Source organism: Mangrovicoccus sp. HB161399, assembly GCF_013184745.1.
GTDB lineage: Bacteria > Pseudomonadota > Alphaproteobacteria > Rhodobacterales > Rhodobacteraceae > Mangrovicoccus.
Genome location: NZ_JAATVU010000157.1, coordinates 1 through 4882, shown reverse-complemented (window position 1 = coordinate 4882; position 4882 = coordinate 1). Strand labels below are relative to the sequence as shown.

At 59.5% G+C, this 4882-nt stretch carries 1 protein-coding gene and 4 pseudogenes; 3 read left to right on the top strand and 2 right to left on the bottom strand.

Translation table 11 applies throughout. The features are described 5' to 3' along the window. Positions 1-119: 119 nt before the first annotated feature. Positions 120-314, top strand: a pseudogene (locus HCC78_RS31480) (calcium-binding protein); the annotation flags it as partial. A 93-nt stretch (positions 315-407) separates the two neighbouring features. After that, positions 408-521 (top strand): annotated as a pseudogene (locus tag HCC78_RS31475) (transposase); the annotation flags it as partial. On the opposite strand, the pseudogene HCC78_RS31470 reads toward HCC78_RS31475, so the two are convergent. After that, positions 504-1673, bottom strand: a pseudogene (locus HCC78_RS31470) (IS91 family transposase); the annotation flags it as partial. The pseudogenes HCC78_RS31475 and HCC78_RS31470 overlap by 18 nt on opposite strands. A gap of 3 nt (positions 1674-1676) precedes the next feature. Further along, positions 1677-2619, bottom strand: a pseudogene (locus HCC78_RS31465) (tyrosine-type recombinase/integrase). Positions 2620-3163: 544 nt separating this feature from the next. On the opposite strand from HCC78_RS31465, the gene HCC78_RS31460 reads away from it, so the two are divergent. Further along, positions 3164-4204 (top strand): hypothetical protein, encoded by a 1041-nt coding sequence (locus HCC78_RS31460; protein ID WP_172332658.1) that lies wholly within the window; start codon positions 3164-3166, stop codon positions 4202-4204. The last annotated feature ends 678 nt before the right edge of the window (positions 4205-4882 follow it).

Sequence of the window (4882 nt, the reverse complement as noted above, 5' to 3'; positions counted from 1 at the left end):
GTCGGCGGAGGGCGACAGCGGCGACAGCACCTGGTCGGTGACCAGGATCAGCCGTGCGCCGCGCGCCTTGGCCTCGCGGCCCCAGTCGATGCTGCATCAGGGGCAGCACTGGCAACGACATGCTGCTGGGAGGCACCGGCCACGACACCCTGCTCGGCGGGCTGGACGATGACACGTTGCGGGGCAACACCGGCGACGACGTGATGAGAGGCGGGTCCGGCAACGACATCCTGAGCGGCGGTGGCGGGGCCGACAGCCTGAACGGCGGAGATGGCAGCGACACGCTGCACGGCGGGGCCGGAGACGACTGGATCTCCGGCCAGGGCGGGGCGGACTGGCTCGTTTTCCTTTCGGGAGACGGCAATGACACGGTGTCCGGTTTCGACAGCGACGACGCCGAGAAGATCGGGCGTCGCGGCCGATAGCAGGCGTACAGCGACGCCGCGATCCAGGCCTGTCTCACCCTCAAGGTCCTGCTCGGCCTGCCGCTCCGCCAGACGACAGGGTTCGTGGCGAGCCTGTCCGCGCCGGAAGATCTCGATGATCAGCATCGGGCCGCCGCAGCACGGGCATGGCTCGCGCAGCGCGAAGGGGGTCGACGCTTCCTCTGGCGGCGGGTCGGCGGACTGTGCCGGAACCGCTACGATCAAGGCCCTGATCTTCGCGACGCTGGCCTTCCGGATGCCGCTGGCGAGGAAGCCGTAGTGGCGGATGCGGTGGAACCCGTCGGGCAGGACGTGCAGGAGAAAGCGGCGGATGAACTCGCCGGTCTCGAGCCGCATCACCTTCTGCCGGTCTCCGCGCTTGATGCGGTAGTCCTTCCAGCGGAAGGCCACGGTCGTGCTGTCGGCGCTGACCAGGCGGCTGTTCGAGATCGCGACGCGGTGGGTATAGCGCCCGAGGTAGGCCAGCACGGCTTCCGGCCCGCCGAAGGGCGGCTTGGCATAGACCACCGAGTCCATTCTTCGGAACGGCGCGAGCCAGGCGGCGAAGGCGCCAGCGTCGGCAAGGCCTGCGAGGTCACCAAAGAACGACAGGCACCCGGCGCTGTGGAGCGCGGCCAGGCCTTCCAGGAAGAGGCGGCGAAACAGCCGGGACAGGACCTTCACCGGCAGGAAGAACCCCGGGCGGCACGGAATCCACCGGGTGCCGTCCGGCGACAGGCCGCCGCCGGGGACGATCATGTGGATGTGGGGGTGATGCGTCAGCGCCGATCCCCAGGTGTGAAGCACGCTCGTCATGCCCACCTGCGCCCCCAGGTGCCGGGTGTCAGCCGCGATGGTCGCCACCGTCTCCGCCGAGGCCCGGAACAGCAGCCCGTAGAGTGCCTTCTTGTTCCAATAGGCCACCTTCGCCACCTCCGCAGGCAGCGTGAAGACCAGATGAAAATACTCCACGGGCAGCAGATCCGCCGCCCGCGCCGCGATCCAGTCGCGGGCCGCCGGGCCCTGGCATTTCGGGCAGTGCCGGTTCTTGCAGGAGTTGTACGCGACATGTCGGTGGCCACAGCCGTCGCAGGCGGCGACATGCCCGCCGAGCGCCTCGGTCCGGCAGGCTTCGATGGCCGACATGACCTTCAGCTGGGAGAGACTGACATGCCCGGCATTGGCCTGCCGCCACGCAGGACCGTACTGCCGGAAGATGTCAGCGAGCTCCAGCCCCGGCCGGGGCACGCGTCACTCCGGAACCAGGCGGGGCAGCGCGCGCTCCTGCAGGTCGTTCAGCTGGTCGATCTGCTCGTAGGGGCTGGCCGTGCGCTGGATCAATTTCGTCGCGACATGGGTATAGCGCGCCGTGGTCGACAGCTTGGCATGGCCGAGAAGGACCTGGATCACCCGCACATCGGTATCGGCCTCCAGCAGATGCGTCGCGAAGCTGTGCCGCAAGGTGTGGAGCGTCGCGCGCCGGGCAACGCCCGACATGTCGAGCGCCGAGCGGAAGGCCCGGCTCAGCTGCCGCGACGAGAGCGGATTGATCCGCGGCTGGCCGGGAAACAGCCAGCCGCGCGGCCGCGCCTCGCGCCAGTAGTCGCGCAGCAAGTCGAGCAGGCGTGGGGACAGCATAGCCAACCGGTCCTTGCGGCCCTTGCCCTGATGGACGTGGATCAGCATCCGGTCGCTGTCGATGTCGGTGACCTTGAGACGGCAGACCTCGGAGGCGCGCAGTCCCGCGCCGTAGCTGATGCCGAGCGCGGCGCGGTACTTGAGGCCGGGCCCAGGCGCCGAGGAAAGGACCTTGGCGACCTCCTGCACGCTGAGCACGGCGGGAAGCTTGCGTGGTTCCCGGTGGAACTGCAGGTAGCGCGTTCAGCGGGGAAACGCGCCACTGGCGCCTTTCCTGTTCCGCTTCACTCTCCTCCTGCCCGCAGGTCACCCTGAAGAAGAACCGAAGCGAGGAGATGCGGGAATTGAAGGTGGGCGCAGCGATGCCCTCCCTGGACATCTGCAGCTGGTACGACCGCAGGTCCTCGGGTGTCGCGGTGTCGGGCGAGCGGCCGAGGAAGGCGGCGAAGTTCCTGACATTGCGGACGTGGCATTGCTGCGACCTCCGGCAAAGCCCGCGGATGCACATGTCCTCGATCATCCGCTGGCGCAGCGGCGTGGTCTTTTCCTCCTTCATGGGAGCCTCCTGTGTGACGATGGGAAAGGCCCCGATCGTCAACCCGGAAGCGTCAGCCACATAGGTTCACGCCGCAAAGAGGCTAACGGCCAGCCACAGGCGCCATTGCCGCGAGAGCGGCTTAGTCCCCGAGCCCCATATTTGACGGCCACGGAATGGAGAGAATCCATATATTTCCCATAGCGGCCACTCACCGAGTGAGTAGACAATTCAAAAAGGGGCGGAAGAGTTGCAACTGCACCGCGGCTCAGATGTAGCCGTCATTATAAGGATTAACGCTTTGTCTAGGATGTGCTAGAATCCGCAAGAAATAGAAATACCATAGCAGAATTCGTCAGATCAAAACCTATGGAATGTAGTTCTTGATCTCTCCGCTGTAGTAATTGCGGCGAATTCAGTGTTGCCAATGGATTGGCATCGTGCGCCGAAACCGCTAAAGTAGATTTCTGTGTTTTAAGTGAGCGTAGTAAATGCCAAGTGAGTTGAGCTCGGCGAAGACGTTTCGCGCGCTTTAGTAGGATCAAGTTATACCGCAAAACCACTTATGGGACACGAAGCAGATGAGGGGGGTGATACTTTGGATTTGCGATGGAGCGGGAAGGTAAGCGTAATCAAACTCGCATTCTTGTCGTTTTTTATTCTTTCGGGTATAGGCAGCACCTCGACGCGAGCCCAGTCCATTGATTTAGATTACATGGAAAGGTCGATTGAGACGATTGAAAAGTTATGCCTGAGCAATAGGCATATCAAAGGCAGTCTCGGAATCGAGGTAAAAGGACTTTGGGATGGTTTGAAAAAGGCGGTCTCGGGCGCATTGAAATTGGGGGGGGAGGTTGAAGAAGTTCGAGGCGCAGTAGGGGAATTCTCAGAAGTATTTCGAGAAAGCGAAAATAATGCGATTCGAATTTGTATGGATAAGTATGTCTTGCGATGGGAGGCATTCCTTATCTCAGACGAGGAAGTCTCAGATGTAGTAGTACTTATGGATGGCGACCATATTTCGTATGAAAAAGATGTATGTGCTACCAACACATGCCGACAGAATGCTCGCAGCAATAGGGTAGTGCTTAGAGAAGCTCTAAAGGGAGAGCTTGGCGTTGAAAATGATCTTCCTTTAGAGTATGGGATTTACCCAGGGTGGGATAAAATTTCAGACATAGTGAAATTGAAACCGTCTTTAGTCATACTCCATTGGTCTGGATTCGAGAGTGACGGAGCTAATGATAATGGGAAACTTTCATGTAGCCCCGTAGATGGAAACAGATGCTCTGAACTCATCATTGAGAACCTTTCAAAAATCAATACCAGAAGCAATGATGATCCAAGATTTATAATTTACTCTCGAGAAAAGTGGCTGTGTGGAAAGGAATTTCGCAATGGACTCTTGTCGAGGATTCCGAAAAGCAATCTACCTCTCGCCGATAAAATCGGCTTAATCAGCGTCCATCAGGATTATGAACGCGAGAGAACACTTTCAAATCAATACTCGGTCGCAGACATAAGAGATATGGCCAGTTTTTTCTTGGGGGCACCTAGCCCGTTTGAGAGTGATGAACATAGTGGAATCTGTATTCTGTCATGGTGACTGTCAGCTACAAAAACGGCCCGCCAAATATATTATTTTCTATCAGGCGATGCGTTTCCGTCGCCCTTGGCCGATGATTTTTAAGTAGTGGATCCTGATCCCACGTCGAACATAGATTCCTCGCAAGGTACGGCAACCTTTTCGGTTGGAAGCTTTGACCGGCAATAGCACAACATAATAACCCAAAGTGCCAAGCGATGCGAGAAGTGTACCAGCCTTTCTTGGCTTTGTGGCGCCTAGAATTTAGAGTTTTCGCACGAATTGAGAAGGCTTGCGAACACAGCACATTCTTAACGTGCGTGGCCGCACAATTTAATAATTTAGAACGGCAGGAATGTGCGCGGATCTGCCCGCCAGCTGGCCGAGAATGCTGCGGGACAGGTCGAGCGGCTGCTTCGAGGAAGGCCGCAGCGCGGCGGCGCCTGAGTTTAAGTGACCGGAATGGTGAGCGGCGGCGCGACCCTCGGTTTGGCAGAGCCTGTTCGTCAGCGGCCGGAAACTGCGCTCTTCGCCAGTAGGGGCGGCAAGGATGAACGGCAGGACTGGGGTTGCCTAGCCAGGTCGGCTTCCTCCGACCGAAGATCAGTATGCGATGTCCCGGCCCCACCTGTTTGTGAGGCGGCGGTTCTGAGATCTCATTTCCAGCGATAGGCAGGGAGTGACTTTCTCAATGAGCGC

Coding starts and splice junctions, on each gene's coding strand:
- HCC78_RS31460 (WP_172332658.1), top strand. CDS start 3,164: ATGGGACACGAAGCAGATGAGGGGGGTGATACTTTGGATTTGCGATGG.